The 17,720-nt window shown below is 60.2% G+C and carries 13 protein-coding genes and 1 tRNA gene; 13 read left to right on the forward strand and 1 reads right to left on the reverse strand.

Features of this window, described 5'->3' with window-relative positions; all coding sequences use genetic code 11:
• Window positions 1-2: 2 nt before the first annotated feature.
• The 9 genes from POF45_RS01660 (at window position 3) to POF45_RS01700 (ending at window position 11,411) form a co-directional block, all read left to right on the forward strand.
• Window positions 3-260, forward strand: coding sequence for a hypothetical protein (locus POF45_RS01660; protein ID WP_259494145.1), 258 nt, complete (start codon window positions 3-5; stop codon window positions 258-260).
• 173 nt (window positions 261-433) lie between these two features.
• Entirely contained in the window at window positions 434-3,499 is a 3,066-nt protein-coding gene (fdnG, locus tag POF45_RS01665) for a formate dehydrogenase-N subunit alpha (RefSeq protein WP_282314866.1), read from the forward strand.
• Window positions 3,500-4,435 carry a formate dehydrogenase subunit beta gene (gene fdxH, locus POF45_RS01670; RefSeq protein WP_259494141.1) on the forward strand — a complete coding sequence of 312 codons (936 nt, stop codon included), beginning with the start codon at window positions 3,500-3,502 and terminating at the stop codon, window positions 4,433-4,435.
• A complete protein-coding gene (locus POF45_RS01675) occupies window positions 4,432-5,088 on the forward strand; it encodes a formate dehydrogenase subunit gamma (protein WP_282314867.1) in 657 nt (218 codons plus the stop codon). The genes fdxH and POF45_RS01675 overlap by 4 nt, the downstream gene beginning before the upstream one ends.
• A 1-nt stretch (window position 5,089) precedes the next feature.
• Window positions 5,090-6,019, forward strand: coding sequence for a formate dehydrogenase accessory protein FdhE (fdhE, locus tag POF45_RS01680; RefSeq protein WP_282314869.1), 930 nt, complete (start codon window positions 5,090-5,092; stop codon window positions 6,017-6,019).
• Between the two features lie 39 nt (window positions 6,020-6,058).
• Window positions 6,059-7,468, forward strand: a complete 1,410-nt coding sequence (selA, locus tag POF45_RS01685; RefSeq protein ID WP_282314870.1) for an L-seryl-tRNA(Sec) selenium transferase — start codon at window positions 6,059-6,061, stop codon at window positions 7,466-7,468.
• 139 nt (window positions 7,469-7,607) lie between these two features.
• On the forward strand, window positions 7,608-9,515 hold the full coding sequence (gene selB / locus POF45_RS01690; protein ID WP_282314871.1) for a selenocysteine-specific translation elongation factor: 1,908 nt from the start codon (window positions 7,608-7,610) through the stop codon (window positions 9,513-9,515).
• Between the two features lie 6 nt (window positions 9,516-9,521).
• Window positions 9,522-9,617 (forward strand) — tRNA-Sec (locus POF45_RS01695).
• 825 nt (window positions 9,618-10,442) lie between these two features.
• Window positions 10,443-11,411 (forward strand): aldo/keto reductase, encoded by a 969-nt coding sequence (locus POF45_RS01700; protein ID WP_259494135.1) that lies wholly within the window; start codon window positions 10,443-10,445, stop codon window positions 11,409-11,411.
• A 16-nt stretch (window positions 11,412-11,427) separates the two neighbouring features.
• On the opposite strand, the gene POF45_RS01705 is transcribed toward POF45_RS01700, so the two are convergent.
• Window positions 11,428-13,401 carry an elongation factor G gene (locus tag POF45_RS01705; RefSeq protein ID WP_259494134.1) on the reverse strand — a complete coding sequence of 658 codons (1,974 nt, stop codon included), beginning with the start codon at window positions 13,399-13,401 and terminating at the stop codon, window positions 11,428-11,430.
• A gap of 771 nt (window positions 13,402-14,172) precedes the next feature.
• Here POF45_RS01705 and POF45_RS01710 point away from each other — a divergent pair.
• Genes POF45_RS01710 through POF45_RS01725 form a run of 4 tightly spaced genes read left to right on the forward strand, consistent with a single transcriptional unit; the run spans window position 14,173 to window position 17,658 of the window.
• Window positions 14,173-15,426 (forward strand): tetratricopeptide repeat protein, encoded by a 1,254-nt coding sequence (locus tag POF45_RS01710; RefSeq protein ID WP_259494132.1) that lies wholly within the window; start codon window positions 14,173-14,175, stop codon window positions 15,424-15,426.
• Entirely contained in the window at window positions 15,423-15,860 is a 438-nt protein-coding gene (locus POF45_RS01715) for a VOC family protein (RefSeq protein ID WP_259494131.1), read from the forward strand. Before POF45_RS01710 ends, POF45_RS01715 begins: the two co-directional genes overlap by 4 nt.
• Entirely contained in the window at window positions 15,851-17,014 is a 1,164-nt protein-coding gene (locus tag POF45_RS01720; RefSeq protein ID WP_259494130.1) for an outer membrane protein assembly factor BamB family protein, read from the forward strand. The genes POF45_RS01715 and POF45_RS01720 overlap by 10 nt, the downstream gene beginning before the upstream one ends.
• Window positions 17,011-17,658 carry a class I SAM-dependent methyltransferase gene (locus POF45_RS01725; protein WP_259494128.1) on the forward strand — a complete coding sequence of 216 codons (648 nt, stop codon included), beginning with the start codon at window positions 17,011-17,013 and terminating at the stop codon, window positions 17,656-17,658. Before POF45_RS01720 ends, POF45_RS01725 begins: the two co-directional genes overlap by 4 nt.
• The last annotated feature ends 62 nt before the right edge of the window (window positions 17,659-17,720 follow it).

A 17,720-nucleotide genomic window follows, 5' to 3' on the forward strand; every position in this document is an offset into this window, starting at 1 on the left:
TCATGAACAATGCCCAAGCGTTGAAAATCTATGCCGTGCTGTTGGTGCTGCTGCTGATCGAAGTGCTTGCGGCAGCGTTTTCCTGGCCATACCGCAATGGCTTGATCATGTCGGTGGCGGCGGGGCAGTTCGCGTTGTTGCTGTTGTTTTACCTGGGGGTGTATCGCCACAAGGGCTGGGTGCAGTTGTTTGGCTGGGTGTACCTGTGCTGGATGCTGGTGATGGTGGTGTTCATCCTCGGCGAGTTGCAGACTCGCTGAAGCAGGCTCGCTCCCACAGGGGCGGGAATGTGCATTGCCTGCCGACGGTCGGTTGGCAGCGCATTTACTGTCACATTGACTAAAGTTTGAGTGTCGGTAGCCACGCTGCCACAACCGTGTTTGTCCAGGAACCCCGGCAAAAGTATCGGGTTTCCACTGATCAGGAGTGCACGATGGACCTCAGCCGTCGTCAATTCTTCAAGGTCGCCGGTATCGGCCTTGCGGGCTCGAGTCTGGGCGCGCTGGGCATGCTCCCCGCGACGGCCTTCGCCGAGCAAGTGCGTCATTTCAAACTCACCCACACCCGTGAAACCCGCAACACCTGCCCGTATTGCTCGGTCGGTTGCGGCTTGATCATGTACAGCCAGGGCGATAACGCCAAGAACGTCGCCCAGAGCATCATCCATATCGAAGGTGACGCCGACCACCCGGTCAATCGCGGCACCTTGTGCCCCAAAGGCGCAGGCCTGCTGGACTTCATCCACAGCCCCAGCCGCTTGCAGTACCCGCAGGTACGCAAGCCCGGCAGCAGCGAGTGGACGCGCATTTCCTGGGATGAAGCGCTGGACCGCGTCGCCGACCTGATGAAGGCCGACCGCGACGCCAACTTCGTCGAGAAGAATGCCCAGGGCCAGACGGTCAATCGCTGGCTGACCACCGGGTTCCTCGCGGCCTCGGCGGCGTCCAACGAAGCGGGCTACCTGACCCACAAGGTCATTCGCAGTCTCGGCATGCTGGGGTTCGATAACCAGGCGCGTGTCTGACACGGCCCGACGGTGGCAAGTCTTGCCCCGACGTACGGCCGTGGTGCCATGACCAATACCTGGACCGATATCGCCAACGCGAATCTGATCCTGGTGATGGGCGGCAACGCAGCAGAGGCGCACCCCTGTGGTTTCAAATGGGTGACCGAAGCCAAGGCGCACAACAAGGCGCGGCTGATCGTGGTCGATCCGCGGTTCACCCGCACGGCCTCGGTGGCCGACTATTACGCACCGATTCGCACCGGCACCGACATCGCCTTCATGGGCGGGCTGATCAATTACCTGCTGACTGAAGACAAGATCCAGCACGAGTACGTCAACGCGTACACCGACGTATCGTTCATCATCAAAGCCGGGTTCAGCTTCGAGGACGGGATTTTCAGCGGCTACGACGTGGCCAAGCGCAGCTACACCGACAAGTCCGGCTGGGGTTATGAAATGGGCGAGGACGGTTTTGCCAAGGTCGACCCGACCCTGCAAGACCCACGCTGCGTCTATCAACTGATGAAGGTGCATTACAGCCGCTACAACATCGACCTGGCCAGCCAGATCTGCGGCATGCCGGTGGATGCGATCAAGAAAATCTGGGAAGAGATCGCCACCTGCTCGCAACCGGGCAAGACCATGACGATTCTTTATGCCCTGGGCTGGACGCAGCACTCGATCGGCTCGCAGATCATCCGCAGCGCGGCGATGGTGCAACTGCTGCTGGGCAACGTCGGCATGCCCGGCGGCGGCGTCAATGCCTTGCGCGGGCACTCCAATATTCAGGGCCTGACTGATCTTGGCTTGCTCTCCAACTCGCTGCCGGGTTACCTGACGCTGGGGGTGGACGCCGAGCAGGATTACGACGCCTACATCGCCAAGCGTGCGCTGAAACCGTTGCGGCCGGGGCAGCTGTCGTACTGGCAGAACTACGGCAAATTCCACGTCAGCCTGATGAAAGCCTGGTACGGCGCCAACGCCACGGCCGAAAACCACTGGGCCTACGACTACTTGCCCAAACTCGACATCCCCAGCTACGACATCCTGAAAATGTTCGACCTGATGGGCCAGGGCAAGGTCCATGGCTATATGTGCCAGGGCTTCAACCCGATTGCCGCGTTGCCGGACAAGAACCGGGTGATGGCGGCGCTGGCCAAGCTCAAATGGCTGGTGGTGATGGACCCGCTGTCCACCGAAACCTCGGAATTCTGGAAAAACGTCGGGCCGTATAACGACGTGACAAGTGCCGACATCCAGACTGAAGTCATTCGCCTGCCCACCACCTGTTTTGCCGAAGAAGACGGCTCACTGGTCAACAGCAGTCGCTGGCTGCAATGGCACTGGAAAGGCGCCGACGGGCCAGGCGAAGCGCAGACCGACGTGCGGATCATGAGCGAGTTGTTCCTGCGCCTGCGCAAACGCTATCAGGAGCAGGGCGGTGCATTCCCCGACCCGATCCTCAAGTTGTCGTGGCCGTACAAGATCACCGACGAGCCGTCGCCGGAAGAACTGGCCAAGGAAATCAATGGCTACGCCACCACCGACTTCACCGACGCGAGCGGGTTGGCGGTCAAGGGCAGCTCGCAGTTGACGGCGTTCGCCCAACTCAAGGACGACGGCAGTACGGCCTCCGGTTGCTGGATTTTCTGCGGCAGTTGGACCGAGGCCGGCAATCAGATGGCGCGGCGTGACAACAGCGATCCGTACGGCATGAAGCAACACCTGGGCTGGGCCTGGGCGTGGCCGATGAACCGGCGGATTCTCTATAACCGCGCCTCCGCCGACACCCAGGGCAAGCCTTGGGCCGACAATAAAAAACTGGTGTGGTGGACCGGCAAGGCCTGGGGCGGCACCGACGTGCCGGACTTCAAGGTCGATTCGGCGCCCGAGGCCGGCATGAATCCGTTCATCATGAACCCCGAGGGCGTGGCGCGGTTCTTCGCCGTGGACAAGATGAACGAGGGTCCATTCCCCGAACACTACGAGCCGTTCGAGACGCCGATCGGTATCAACCCGTTGCACCCGACCAACAAGAAAGCCACCAGCAACCCGGCGGCGCGGATCTTCGATTCGGTCTGGGATAGCCTGGGCGTAGCCAAGGACTATCCGTACGCGGCCACCAGCTACCGGCTGACCGAGCATTTCCACTTCTGGAGCAAACATTGCCGGCTCAACGCAATTGCCCAGCCCGAGCAATTCGTCGAGATCGGCGAGGTGCTGGCCAAGGAGAAAGGCATCGTGGCCGGCGACAAGGTGCGGGTCAGCAGCAAGCGTGGCTTCATTGAAGCGGTGGCGGTGGTGACCAAGCGTATTCGGCCGTTGCAGGTCAACGGCCAGGTGGTGCACCACATCGGTATCCCGCTGCACTGGGGCTTTACCGGGCTGACGCGCCACGGCTACCTGACCAATACCCTGGTGCCGTTTCTCGGTGATGGCAATTCCCAGACCCCGGAATCCAAGTCATTCCTGGTCAACGTGGAGAAAGTCTAGATGGCGAGCCAAGACATCATTGCCCGTTCGGCCACCACCACTGTGCCGCCGTCCGTGCGCCATCAGGAAGAAGTGGCCAAGCTGATCGACACCACCAAGTGCATCGGCTGCAAGGCCTGCCAGGTCGCCTGTTCGGAGTGGAACGAGCTGCGCGACGAGGTCGGCCACAACCTCGGCACCTATGACAATCCCCACGACCTGAGCGCCGAAACCTGGACCCTGATGCGCTTCACCGAGCACGAAACCGACGCCGGCAATCTCGAGTGGCTGATCCGCAAGGACGGCTGCATGCACTGCGACGAGCCCGGTTGCCTGGCGGCGTGCCCCAGCCCCGGCGCGATCATCAAGCACGCCAACGGCATCGTCGATTTCGATCAGGATCACTGCATCGGTTGCGGTTATTGCATCACCGGTTGCCCGTTCAACATCCCGCGCATCTCGCAAAAGGACCACAAGGCCTACAAATGCACCCTGTGTTCGGACCGCGTTGCGGTGGGGCTGGAGCCGGCCTGCGTGAAAACCTGTCCGACCGGCGCCATCGTCTTCGGCACCAAGGACGACATGAAGGAGCACGCCGCCGAACGCATCGTCGACCTGAAAAGCCGTGGTTTCGAAAACGCCGGGCTGTATGACCCGATTGGCGTCGGCGGCACGCATGTGATGTACGTGCTGCACCATGCCGACACGCCGCAAATCTACGCCGGTTTGCCGAAAGACCCGGCGATCAGTCCGTTGGTGGGCCTGTGGAAAGGCGTGAGCAAGCCGTTGGCGCTGCTGGCGATGGGCGCGGCGGTGCTGGCCGGGTTCTTCCACTACGTGCGCATCGGGCCGCAGCGGGTCGAAGAGGACGAGCAGCCGACGCTGCCCGATCCAGCGGTGCATCAGGTCGACCCCTCGGTACACACCTATGATCCGCGCGGGGAGGACAGACCATGATCCGCAAGCAGATCCTGCGCTACACCGCCAACCAGCGTACCAATCACTGGCTGGTGGCGATCCTGTTTTTCATGGCGGCACTGTCGGGGCTGGCGTTGTTTCATCCGGCGCTGTTCTGGCTGAGCAATCTGTTCGGCGGCGGGCCGTGGACGCGGGTGCTGCACCCGTTCATGGGCGTGCTGATGTTCGTGCTGTTCCTCGGCCTGGTGATTCGCTTCTGGCGCGCCAACTTCTTTATTCACAACGACGGGCTGTGGCTGCGGCGGGTCGGGCGGGTGATTCAGAACCAGGAAGAAGGCGTGCCACCGATCGGCAAATACAACCCCGGGCAGAAGCTGTTGTTCTGGACGTTGCTGGCCTGCATGCTGGGGTTGCTGTTCACCGGGCTGGTGATCTGGCGCGCTTATTTCAGCGCGTATTTCGGCATCACGGTGATTCGCTGGGCGATGTTGTTGCATGCACTGGCGGGGTTTGTGCTGGTGTTGAGCATCATCATCCACATCTACGCCGGCCTCTGGATCAAGGGCTCGGTGGACGCGATGTTGCACGGCTGGGTCAGCCGCGCCTGGGCGAAAAAACACCATGAATTGTGGTATCGCGAAGTGACCCGCGAAGAACCGGTGGACCAGTCCATCAGCAAAAAAGGAGGATGACTTGGCGACGATTCTTGAACCTGGGGAAATAGAGGCGGCGGCCAGTTCTCCGCCTTTTCTGTATAGGCCACCGTACAACCTGTTCAGTGTGCGGGCGTTACGTCTGGATCTGTTGGCTGAGGGGCATCCGCTGGCGGATTACTTGCACTTGATGGCGGCCGTGTGCCGTGTTCAGCAGAGCCTGATCGATGAACCGCCGCACACCGCAGTGATGCCTGATCCTGAACGGATGACAGTCTGCCGCCAACACGGATTGCCGCCATTTTCTGCCGATACGCTGGTGCGCGAAGAGGGTTGGTTGCCGTATCTGCGAGCCCTGCTGGAGCGCTGTCCGGCACCGCCTCAATCAGCGGTGGAACAGGCTTTGGCCAGGCTGGAGGCTGCGGATGTCGGTCAACTCAAGGCCTGGGCGGTTGCGCTGATCAGTGGGCAATACGCGCTGGTGCCGGCGGCGCTGGTGCCGTTTCTGGGCGCGGCACTGCAAGCGGCCTGGAGTCATTGGCTGCTGCAAACGCCGAACCCGGAACTCAAGCCTGGCGACAGTCTCAGCCAATGCCCGAGCTGTGGTTCGCCCGCCATGGCCGGGGTCATTCGCCATCGCGGCAAATACAACGGTTTGCGCTATCTGGTGTGTTCGCTGTGCGCCTGTGAATGGCATGTGGTGCGGGTCAAGTGCGTGTATTGCGAACAGAGCAAGGGCCTGCAATACGTCAGCCTCGACGATGACCGCCATGCTGCCGGTCATGCACCGTTGCGCGCCGAGGTCTGTCCCGGCTGCAACAGCTACCTCAAACAGATCTACCTGGAAAACGACGCCGAGGCTGAAGCACTGTCGGCGGACTTGAGCAGCCTGATACTGGACATGCGCCTGGAGCAGGAAGGCTATCAGCGCAGCGCGCCCAATCTGCTGCTTGCGCCCGGAGGCGATTGACTACACTGAGGCCGCAGTTCACTGCTTTCAGGAGCCCCGATGCCGTCACCTCTGCGCTTGCCTTCCATCGACAGTCTGCTGCGTCATCCTGCGTGCCAGCCGCTGGCCACCCGTTATGGACGAGATGCGCTGCTGGCCAGCCTGCGGCAACTGCTCGATGATTTGCGCGAAGGCGTTCTCGCTGGCGAACTTGATGCGCTTGAAGTCGCTCCCGAGGCGCTGGCGGGCAGGGTGAGTGAGCGCCTTGTCGCGCAACAGCGCAGCCAGGTGCGCCGAGTGTTCAACCTCACCGGCACGGTACTGCACACCAATCTCGGCCGGGCGTTGTTGCCCGAGGAAGCGATAGAGGCCGTGCAAATGGCAGCGCGTTATCCGCTGAATCTGGAGTTTGATTTGCGCAGCGGCAAGCGCGGCGACCGCGATGATCTGATCGAAGGCCTGATCCGTGAACTGACCGGCGCCGAAGCCGTCACCGTGGTCAACAACAATGCCGCCGCCGTGCTGCTGACCCTCAACAGTCTCGGCGCACGCAAGGAAGGCATCATCTCAAGGGGCGAACTGATCGAGATCGGCGGCGCCTTTCGCATTCCCGACATCATGGCCCGCGCCGGCGTACGCCTGCACGAAGTCGGCACCACCAATCGCACCCATGCCCGTGACTACGAAGCGGCCATCAGCCCGCGCAGCGGTTTGATCATGCGCGTGCATGCGAGCAACTACAGCATCGAAGGATTTACCGCGCGGGTGCCGACCGCCGAGTTGGCGGCACTGGCGCACCAGCATGGCTTGCCGTTGCTCGAAGACCTTGGCAGCGGCAGTTTGCTGGACCTGACCCGCTGGGGTTTGCCCGCCGAACCGACGGTGCGTCAGGCGTTGCTTGATGGTGCCGACATCGTCACCTTCAGCGGCGACAAATTGCTCGGCGGCCCGCAGGCGGGGTTGATTGTCGGGCGTAAAGAGCTGATCGCCAAGATCAAGAAGAACCCGCTCAAACGCGCGCTGCGGGTCGACAAGCTGACGCTGGCGGCGCTCGAAGCGGTGCTGGGCTTGTACCGCGATCCGGACCGACTGGCCGAGCGTCTGCCGAGCCTGCGTCTGCTGACTCGACCGCAAGCCGACATTCTCGCGCAGGCCGAGCGCTTGCAACCGTCACTGGCGCAAGCGTTGGGTGACGGCTGGAACGTCAGCGCCGTGCCGTCGCTGGGCATGATCGGCAGCGGCAGCCAACCGGTGGCGCGCTTGCCCAGCGCGGCGTTGTGCCTGCGACCTCAAGTGTCGAAACGTCTGCGGGGGCGTCAGTTGCTGAATCTGGAGGGCGCCTTTCGCGCCTTGCCGATTCCGCTGCTGGGCCGTATCGACGATGACGCGTTGTGGCTGGATCTGCGGCAACTGGACGACGAGCCGGCCTGGCTGGCGCAACTTGATCAGTTGAAAGTTGAACACCCATGAATAACCCGTGGCGAGGGAGCTTGCTCGCGCTGGGACGCGAAGCGGCCCCTTTTTGTCCGTCCAGAAGAAGGGGCCTGCTACGCAGTCCAGCGCGAGCAAGCTCCCTCGCCACGGGCGTGTTGATGCTGGGTGGTGCAGGGTGATCGTCGGCACGGCGGGACACATCGACCATGGCAAGACGGCGTTGCTGCAGGCGCTGACCGGGCAGGCCGGCGATCGTCGCCCGCAAGAGCGTCTGCGCGGCATGACCATCGACCTCGGCTACCTCTACGCGGCACTGGCGCCCGATGCGCCGTTGACCGGGTTTATCGACGTACCCGGTCATGAGCGCTTCACCCACAATATGCTGGCCGGCGCACAAGGCATTGATCTGGTGCTGTTGGTGGTGGCCGCCGACGACGGTGTGATGCCGCAGACCCGCGAGCATCTGGCGATTGTCGAATTGCTGGGCATTCCCAGGGCGCTGGTCGCCATCACCAAATGCGACCGTGTCGATCCGCTCAGAGTCGAGCAAGTGCGCGATCAGATTGAAGTGCTGCTCGCACCTGGCCCGTTTGCCAGTGCACAGATAACCGCCGTATCGAGCGTGACCGGGCAGGGCGTCGATGCCTTGCGCGAGGCATTGTCGAGTGCGCAGCATGAGGTTGTGCCGCGCAATCGTGACGGCGGATTTCGTTTGGCCATCGACCGCGCGTTCAGCGTCGCCGGCGCCGGCATTGTGGTGACGGGCACGGCGTTGTCCGGGCAGGTCGCGTTGGGCGATACGCTGATGCTGGGTGCGCTCGGCAAATCGGTCCGGGTTCGGGGCCTGCATGCGCAAAATCAGGCGACGGCCACGGCATTTGCCGGGCAACGTGTGGCGTTGAATCTGAGCGCTGAACGTCTCTCGCTGGAACAGATTCACCGTGGCCAATGGCTGCTCAGTGAGTGGCTGCATGCACCGACCCGGCGCCTGGATATCGAGATGCACTTGCTGGCCAGCGAATGCGCCGCGTTCGAACATTTTCATCCGGTGCATGTGCACATCGGCACCCAGGACGTGACCGGGCGAGTGGCTTTGCTGGAGGGCACCAGCCTGCCGCCTGGCGGTCGCATGTTTGCACAAATTCTGCTGAATGTGCCGGTGCAGGCAGTGAAGGGTGATCCGCTGATTCTTCGGGATCAAAGCGCGCAAAGGACCCTCGGCGGCGGGCGGGTGCTTGATCCGTTCGCACCGAGTCGGCAACGGCGCAGCGGCGAACGACTTGTGCAGCTACAAGCGCTGTCCGGTACAGATTCTCTGGAACAGGCATTGCCTGCGCTGCTGGCCAACAGCGACACCGGCCTTGATCCACAACGCCTGGAGCGCCAGTTCAACCGCCCACGCGATTCGTGGGTGCTGCCAGCGGATGTGCGTTTGATCCAGACGCGCCTGAGGCCGTTGCTGTTTGGACGCGAGCGTTGGCACACGATGAAGGCGTCGCTGCTCGGGCACCTGGGGCGGTTCCATCAACTGGAGCCCGATCAGCTTGGTCCTGATCGGGATCGTTTGAGACGTTTCAGCGGGACAGCGCTGGAGCGCGCGACCTTCCTCAGTTTGCTGGACGAACTGATGGACAGTGGTGAGATCGTCGCCAACGGGCCGTGGCTGCATTTGCCGGCTCACGAAGTACGCCTGAGCCCTGCTGACGATGCACTGTGGCAGCAATTGCAGCCACTGTTCGAACAACCCGGTTTCGATCCGCCATGGGTGCGCGACCTGGGGCACGACGAAGCGACCGTGCGCCTGCTGCTACGGAAAATGGCGCGGCTGGGGCTGCTGCATCAAGTGGTTCGCGACTTGTTCTACACCGACACAATGTTGCGCCAATTGGCGGCTATGCTGTTGCAACTGACGGCGCAGAATCCGGTGATTCAGGTCACCGACTTTCGCGACGCTGCGGGGTTGGGTCGCAAGCGCAGCATCCAGATTCTCGAATACTTCGACCGGATCGGTCTTACCCGGCGCATGGGCAACAAGCGCCAGATCCGGCTCGACAACGCGTTGGCTCGACAAAGCGAGCACTGAGTTCAAGGAAGGCAATCGCGCCCGGTGGCGCGGCCGGGCTTCAAACCCGGTTGGGGACGGCATCCGTTCCCGGGCAGGTTCGACTCCGGCTGCCTTCCGCCAATTTCTGTTCAACATCGCTTGAAAGGCTGCCTGGGGTGGCGGCCATTTTCAATGCCATTTCTTGAGCCAGTCCAAGACCACTTCAACGTGTGTACTTTCGTCAAGAGAGTCCGCCAGGGGCCTTAGTTTCAAGGCGATTTTTGGCCGCACATCATGCACTTCCTGGCTGCATACGCATGAAGCTGTCCCGAGAGATTAAGAACCGGCCGAGATAGAGCACTTTCCTTTTGCAAGTGCTTGAAAAGCGTTTTTGTATTGACACTCCCAACCGTTATATTGCCAGCTAACTCCTTCAGTCTTGATGTTTCGACCATGCGCACGGGGGAGCGGAATATGCCCATGTGCGTTGAAAACTCCACGTCCGGGTGGGTTGTCACGGTCATGCACATTTCAATATTCAGGTAGGCTTTATAGATTGAGACGTCGCCAGATATTCGGCCGAAAGTTGCAACGGCAATCCATACCTGACTGGCGGAGTCTGATTTGAGGGCTGACCGTTATAAGCCGCTACGTGGCGGTGGCAAAAAGGACATATATAGGTGGTGTTGCCTTCGCCTTCGAATACTTCTCCACATGGCTTGCACTGATAAAGTGCCATTTGGGCAATCCCTCCGAGTTAGTACCGCTCCCCGTTCTTCTGTATGACCACTGTGCGGCGCAACACAGGGGGTAACGACTGTGCCTGTGCCACCCAGAAGCCAAGCGTAGCCAAAGATCCTGACTTGGCGAGCGCCCTGTCATCAACCCGGCAGGGGCTTCGAAAAGCCTTGGCTATACTGCTTCGCGCACGCAAGGAACGACTGGAACAGGGAAGGCAGGATCACTATGAACTACAGACGTCTTGGACGCTCAGGGCTGAAGGTTTCCGCCATCGCGCTTGGCACCGCGCAATGCGATTGGTGGGTGGATGAAGCGACATCGCGCAGGTTGTTCGATACCTATGTCGAGTTGGGTGGCAACCTGATTGATACCGCTGATGTCTATCCGGTGTTTGGCGACGGGGTGGGCGGCAGGGCCTCGGAGGAGTTCGTGGGGCGCTGGTTGAAAAGCACGGCAAAGCGTCACGAGGTGCTGTTGGCGACGAAGGTGTCGGGGCGCATGGGGCCAGGGCCGAATGACCAGGGACTTTCCTGGCGGCATATCGTCAAGGCTGTCGAAGGCTCGCTGAGCCGATTGCAAGTCGACTGCATCGATCTGTATCAGGCGCATGACGACTACGACGATGTCCCGATCGAGGAAACGATACGGGCCTTCGACAATCTGGTGCAGCGCGGGTTGGTGCGTTATGTGGGTTGCTCCAACTTCAAGGCCTGGCGACTGATGAAGTCGTTGGGGATCAGCGAACGCTGCGCCCAAGTGGGCTATGTCAGCGTTCAGGAGCGCTACAACCTGGTTGAGCGGGGTCGAATCGAATCCGAACTGCAGCCGCTATGCGTGGAGGAAGGGATTGGTTTGCTGCCCTACAACCCGCTGGCCAAGGGCTTCCTCTGCGGCCGTTACCACCCGCAGGGGGTATTGCCGAATTCTCCCCGCGCAGCCGGCGTACAGAGTGTGTATTTCAACGACCGGAACTGGCAGATCCTCGAAGTGCTGCGTCGGATTGCACAGGACTGCGACAGTACCTGCACGCAGGTTGCGCTGGCCTGGTTGCTGTCTCGCCCCGCGGTGGTCGCACCCGTGGTGGGTGCAAGTACGGTCGGGCAATTGCAAGAGATCATGGCTGCCCCGCAACTGAATCTGCCGCCGGAAGATCTGGTCCAGTTGAACACAATCAGCGAAGTGCCCGTTGCCTGACTACCTCGCTGGCGTCTCAGGCACTGCTGGCCGGCCTGCCCATGCGCGGGCCGAGCCTTACCTGGCGAAGGTACTCGTGCCGGTTGTAAGGGTTGGCCATGGTCCGCTCCCGACAAGGAGCGGTTCCCACGACCGGCGCATAGGTGGCGAGCTCGCTCTCCATGAAACCGAGGCCACTGGTCACGTTCGGTATTTCATGCTGCAACGTGTAGATGCGGGTGGTGACGATCGAGCCATCAATGCGGACCGTCTCTGCGCCCAGGGTTGCGCCACTGATCGTGGCGCCAGCCTTGGCCAGCAACGCATGGACGGGGCTGCTCATTGTTGCCGGCACCTCAATTCGAAACGCGCTGCGTGGCTCACAGACCTGAGTGCCGGCGCTTTCTATTGCCGCAGCGAGCACCAGCGGGGTGAGATGGCGAAAATCAGCGGCCGTGCTTGACGGGGACTCGTAGTCGACGGTTGTCAGCGTGACCTCGCAGTCGTGCACTGCCCACCCGTGCTTGCCTTCTTTGAGGGTCTCGAAGACTGACTCTTCGATGGCTTTGTAGAAACTCGTCGGCATCAGTCCGGCATGGGCCTGGCGGGTGAACGTCTGCCCCGATCCCGGCGCGCCCGGACTGACACGAAGACCAACGCTGGCCAGGAACGGATTGGACGCATCCTCGAGCGACTCCAGCCCCTGGCCCGTCGAGATCAACGTTTCGACGCAGATGGCCGAGCTCTCCTCGAAGATGGCCTGGATGTCGTACTCATCCGCCAGCGTGGCCTGGATGATCTCTTTCTGTACCTCGCCGTAAAGCGAGACGAAAACCAGCCCAGCGGCATTTCTTCGCAGGTCGATCAACGGATCCTGTTCGGCGAGTGCGCCTAACGCTTCCCAGAGTGCTTTGGTCTGCGCTGGCAAAACGGGGGCGACATGGGTTTCGATTGCCGGGGGCGTAAAGGTTTGAGCGCTCTGGTGGCGCTCACTGCGAACGCCGATGCGGTCGCCGATACGAACGCCTTCGAGCCCGGTAATACAGGCGATCTGACCTGCGCTGGCGTGGGTGGCAGACTGCAAGCCACCGCTTGCGGACACATGAATACCCGTGATTCTGGACGCGCCCAGCGGCGTGTCGATGGTTTGCCGCAGGTGCAACGTCCCGGCCAGCATCGAGACATGAAAGCGCTTGTGCCCACCCCAGCCTCTGTCGATCTTGAACACCGAGGCGAGCACCGGGGCACTGGCGTCGTGGGACTTTATCGGGGACAACCGCGTAATCGCCTCGATCATCTGTGCAACGCCGACACCGGTGATAGCGGATCCGGCGAACACCGGGTTGACCAGGCCCTTGCCCAGTTGCTCGCGCAACCCCTGTTCAAGGCGCGCCGTGTCAATCGCTTCGGGATGACTGACGTAGTCGTGCAGCAATGCTTCGTCGTGTTCGCACAGCACATCCAGCCACTGTGACATCACCTGTGCGGATGCCGGATCACAGGTGTCGACCGCCGCCAGGCACGTGCCGGCATCGCGCACGGTGACCAGGGCCAGTGGCCGGCTTTTCAGAAGTCTGCCGAGCGCTTGCAGGGTGTGCTGGAAGTCAGCCCCTTTACGATCAATCTTGTTGATGAAGAACATATGAGGTATTGCCAGCCGTTGCAGGGCGCCTACCAGTACGCGGGTCTGGGCCTGGACACCCTCGACCGCCGACACCACGATAATGGCGATGTCCAACAAGGCGAGCGTGCGCTCCACCTCGGCAATGAAGTCCGGGTGCCCGGGGGTATCCAACAGATTCACCAGTATCGAGTTCAGCTCGAACGAGGCCACCGCCGACCTGATCGTGATGCCCCGTTCACGCTCCAGCAGCAGGCTGTCGGTGTAGGTGTTGCCCGAGTCCACGCTGCCCAGGCGAAGTCTGGCGCCAGCGTCGAAAAGTATCCGTTCGGTCAGGCTGGTCTTGCCGGCATCGACATGCGCAAGGATACCCAGATTCAGGGATTTCATCGTCGATCGCTCCTGATCGTTGCGGCTGGCGGGGAGGGCAGCAGCCGGTCGAATTCCATTCGATTGCAGTTTCCATCGGCGGACAAGTTCATGTACCGCTCTGGAAGAGTGTTTAAATTAGTTTAGGTTTGTGAGGGCGTCAAATAAACATGGAGTGTTGCAATTTGTTTCGGCAATACACTTTTGGCGTGAAGGTATTGAAATTACAAGGCGAACAGTTCGTCTCTGTTTGACGGCGAGGGCAAAAATGTAAAATCACCGTTTTGTGGTTGATATCAGGTAACCTGTTGATCTCAATGAAAAATCCATAGTGGAACTAACTAGAAAGTTCGTTTTCTGGTCGGGCAAAGTTTTGGATGAGTTGCCTTGACGTTTTTAAGGATGGCGGCTAGATCTTACAGCGCTGCAATTGGCAGCAACGTTTAATCACATGGAGATAGTGAAATGATCAAATACCATAGCGTGCAAAATCGGATGCTCTCGGCGCTGTTCATCCTCTGATAAGCGGTAACTTTCGCTCGGGCCGAACTGGAATACGTTCGATCATGAATGAAGTAACGAAATCGCATGGGTGTTCCATGCACACTTAAAGAAGGAGTTTCACAATGATTAAGTTCAATAGCGTTCAAAACCGAATTCTTTCGGCGCTGTTCATCCTCTGATTGTCCGCTGTACACAAGATACCGGTGTCTTGTGGGGTACGGCCGAAGCCTGGCTTCGGCCGTATTTGATCAGACAGCGAAGTGTCCACATGTCATTAGGGAAAGTGATATGCACAGAAAACTGGACGACGCCTTTTCACGCGCCATGTTCTTTTACGACGATTCGGGCGTGCATCAGACAAACTGGTCCCGTTCCGTTTGTGCGGGGTTGGCAGAACAGAACTTTGACGAAGTGCCTTATCGGGTGCCTCAACTTCTTGAACCTTCGACGCTGGTTGAAGTGGCGCAGCGGCATGCCATCGGAGTCGACGAACTCGAGTTTTTCTCGTACGCAATGGACGGCCCGGTTGCCAAGGTAAAGTGGCTGGCAGAGATGCTGGAATGGGCTCCGCCGGTGCAGAAACTGAGCCTTGCTCAATGCCTGGCGGCCAGTTGCAGGTACCGCTTCGCCAACCAGGTGCTGGCGAAAATTCCTTATGACGCGCTCTTTCCCGATCAACGGGTGACTTATCATCTGACCCGCTTTGCCATTCATAACCGTCTTGAGATCACGGCGTCGCATCAGGACGACTTCACTGCGCTCAAGGCGCTGATGCAGGCCCATCGGCTGTCACCAGCCAGGGTGCTGGATGTCTGCTCGCAAGCGATCGTCTGGAAACTCAAGGGCAATGCCATCGATGATGAGCTGAACCAATGGTTCATCGGAACAGGCGAGATGGCAGCCAGGCAGATTGCTTCAAGTGATGCACCGGTTGATCTCGTTTCACTGTCTTCGTTCTATCGCGGGTTGGCCATGGTGCCAGCAGCCCGGGGCGATGCCGCCACCACGCGGCAATATATGCTGCTGGCCGAAGACTATGCCAACGCGGTCATACGCGGCGAAAAAGGCAGCAGTATTCCGGCCAGGGAAGCGCGCAAGACCGTCTACGAGTCGAAACTCAAGGAAATGCTCTACGTTGCCCGCGACGTCGACAGTGCCCGGCGTGTGGCCGAGGAACTGATCGCCTACGATCCCCACTGGAGTATTTCCTATCACGAGGCCGCCGAGGTCGAGGTGACTGACCGGCAATGGCAGCGTGCATTGCAACACTTCCAGCAGGCTTACACGATCGGCTTCCCACGGCTGACTTATTCCCAATACATGATTGGCGCCTGCCATCAGCAACTCGGGAACTTCGACCAGGCGCTGGAAGCGTTCAAGGGCACCCTGTTGCTGGATGCGACGAATATATCGGCCGGCGTCGCCGGTTATGGCGTGGCCAGGCAACACCTGCCCGAAGCGTTGCCTTTCTTCAAGTCCTATATCGACACTTGGGAAGCCGAGGGCCTGTTGGCGGATGAATATCGAGGGCTGGTGCAATGAACGCATTGCTCGACAGGATCAAAATTGTGGGCATCGATCACATTCAACTCGATGTGGCCGATATTGAAGAAAGCCAGGCATTTTATGCCCGGGTGTTTGGTTTCGAAGTCAAGGAAGTGGGCATTCGTGCCTTTACCCGCTGGATGATTATCGGTGCGGATCAGACCCTGTATCTGTGCATGCATGAATATGCCGAAGGGCGGGGTGTGAAGAACGACGGTCTGGAAATCACCCACTTCGGGATTCTGGTGGAAGACTTCGATCATGTGCTGTCGCGTTTGCGCGATCACGGCGTGAAGTTGCTTCCCGATTATGAAGTCAACTACCACTCCTCTCGTTCCGTTTATTTTCTCGACCCCAATGGTTACAAGATCGAGATATCCGAGAAGTACGGCGGCGGCATAGAAGACGCCGGGTGGACGACATGCCAATAGGTCGCATGACGGGCCGGGAAACGCTCTCAGGGTACGCCGAGCACCTGCAAGCCACCTGGTACAAGAACAACCAGGTGCTGCGCTCTCACAGACCTTGGCGGGATTCGCCGTCGATGGACTGGCAGGCCAGGCCGATTCATCAACGCACGATTGCCTGCGCCGAACGGGTATGGAGCATTCCATGCAGGATCGGCGATGACCGCATCGTCTTTGGGTGCTGGGACAACAGTTTGCAGTGTGTCAGTCTCAGTGATGGCGAACCCCTGTGGCGTTTCGCGACGCAAGGGCCGGTCTACAGCTCGCCTGCGGTGTCGAGCGATGGCAGTTTTGTCGTGGGGTGCGAGGACCATGTCTTGCGCCGGATAAGCCGGGATGGCGAATGCCTTTGGTCCTTCAACGCCAACGGGCCGTTTCATGCCAGTGCGACCATCGATGCCACCAGGAGCATCGTCTACGCAGGCAGCTATGACCATACGCTGTACGCCCTGGACCATGCTTCGGGTGAGTTGCTGTGGAAGCAATCCTTCGATGAGCGAGTGGAAGACGACCTCTACAGTTCGCCGGCGCTGGATGTGCACGGCAATGTCATCGTGGGCACGGACAATATCCTGATGTGCTTCAGCCCGGACGGCGAAGAGCGCTGGAGAATCACCGAAACGAGCCGGTTCGAAGGCACTGCGGCCATCGACCATACCTCAGGCCGTGGCGTAATCGGCACGGAAGTCGACGGCAAGATCATCATTTTCGAGGTCGAAAGCGGTGAGGTCCTCAGGCAATTCCACACCGATGGCTTCGTGGTGTCCTGCCCCAGCCTGTCTCCGCAAGGCGTGGCGTATGTCGGCAGCAATGACGGGTACGTGTACGGGATTGACCTGCACAACCTGCAATGCCTGTGGCGGGTAAACCTCAACTGCGAGTTCAGGTACACGCCTTTTACCGTGCTGCCTACCGGCGATGCCTTGCTGGTCGGTACGGATGAGCGTCTGCATTGCCTAGCGCAACGCACGGGCGAGACCCTGTGGTGCCTGGAACACAGTGGAGGCTTTCATTCCTCGCCATTGCTCACCGATGACGGTCACCTTGTGATCGGCTCCCATCGCAACGCCGTGCACTTTTATCAATGGAACCCAGCTGCAAACAGGAGTGTTGGATGAGTCACGAACTGGAAGTCGAGGCGCTCTTCGACGAGTGGGCCATCGAGGATGGCGCAGTGGACATGGCCCGTGAACATTGGGCCCGGGTCGAGCCTGTACTGTCTGCCCTCAAACCCTGCACAGGGCGATACCTGGAGATCGGGCCCGGCAATGGTTACGCCCTCGAGTACATGGCCGGATCGAAGTTCGCAGGCGGATATTCCCATGCCGTGGAGCTCAGCCAGGAAATGGCGCGCATGTGCGCCGCCAGGGTGCAGGGCCGGGATAACGTCGACATTGACGTCGAAAGCTTCATGAACTGGCGCCCGCCAGCGGGCATGCAATTCGATCTGATCTTCTCCATGGAAGTGTTCTATTACTTCGAGGACATTGCCGCCGCCATCGATAAAGCCGCGAGCCTGCTGGCGCCGGGCGGAGAACTGATCGTGATGGTGGACTACTACGAGGAAAGCCATGAGTCGCAGGGATGGTCGCAAGAGTTGGGCGTGAGTCTGACGCGCTGGCCGCAACGCCGCTATCTCGAAGCATTCAAGGAGGCGGGCTTGCAGGCGGTCAGTCAAGAGGTGAAAAGTGGGGGTGTGCATGAGCACGGCCTGACGCTCTGCACTCGGGGAAAGAGACCGTCGACGTACGTTCATGATTGAGCGCATCAGGCCGCTTCGGCTGGCGACGGGTGAACGGGCTATCGATTGCAACTGCAGGGACG

The organism is Pseudomonas fungipugnans, assembly GCF_029955235.1.
In the GTDB taxonomy this organism is placed as follows: domain Bacteria; phylum Pseudomonadota; class Gammaproteobacteria; order Pseudomonadales; family Pseudomonadaceae; genus Aquipseudomonas; species Aquipseudomonas fungipugnans.